The organism is Xanthobacter sp. BG11Y11_SDJG (assembly GCF_057364445.1).
Window position 1 is genome coordinate 1 of the sequence record NZ_JBNFNU010000854.1, and the last position, 655, is coordinate 655.

The window sequence follows — 655 nt, forward strand, 5'->3', positions numbered from 1 at the left end:
GCGGCGCCCGCGATCGACCCGCGCCTCGCGGCGCTGGTGGCCGAGGCCCGGGCGCTTCGAGACGGCGTTCCGCGAGATCCACGCTGGCAAGATGAAGGGCGTGCCGTTCGTCAACGAGACGCTGTCGGTGAAGGCGCTCGGCTTCCGCATCCATGAGGGGCGCGGGCTCGGCGTGCTGGTGACGCCCTGGTTCATGAACCTGATCCTGCTGCCGGGGCCGGACGAGGACTGGTCGGGCGCGCGCACCGGCGAGAAGAGCCTGGTGGAGTTCGCGTCCGGCACCTACGAGTTCCTCGCCGCCGACCGGCCGGAGACCGGGCCCTACCGCGCGTGCTCGCTGTTCTCGCCCATGTTCGACTTCACCTCCATGCTGCAGGCGGTGGAGACCGCCGCCGCGGTGATCCCGGCCCTGCTCGACCCCGGCCAACCGGGAGGACGGCACCCGCGCAGGCGAGATCCGCCGCCGTGCGGAGCTGGCGGAGGCCGAACCGGAAGAGGTGGCGCCCCCGCCCGCCGCCGCTCCGGCCGAGCTGTCGCGACGTACCATGATCTTCGGCCCCCGCGCCGACGCGCCGGAGGCGGACGCGTCATGATCCACGCGCCCGCCGTGCTCGCCGCCATCGCCATCGCGCCGTCCGCGCCGGACGGCGGATGG

1 protein-coding gene is annotated in these 655 nt (G+C 74.2%); it reads left to right on the plus strand.

Features of this window, described 5'->3' with window-relative positions; all coding sequences use genetic code 11:
• The coding region (gene hybE / locus AC2W7M_RS26950) for a [NiFe]-hydrogenase assembly chaperone HybE (RefSeq protein ID WP_486136297.1) at positions 1-655 on the plus strand (655 nt) is incomplete at both ends.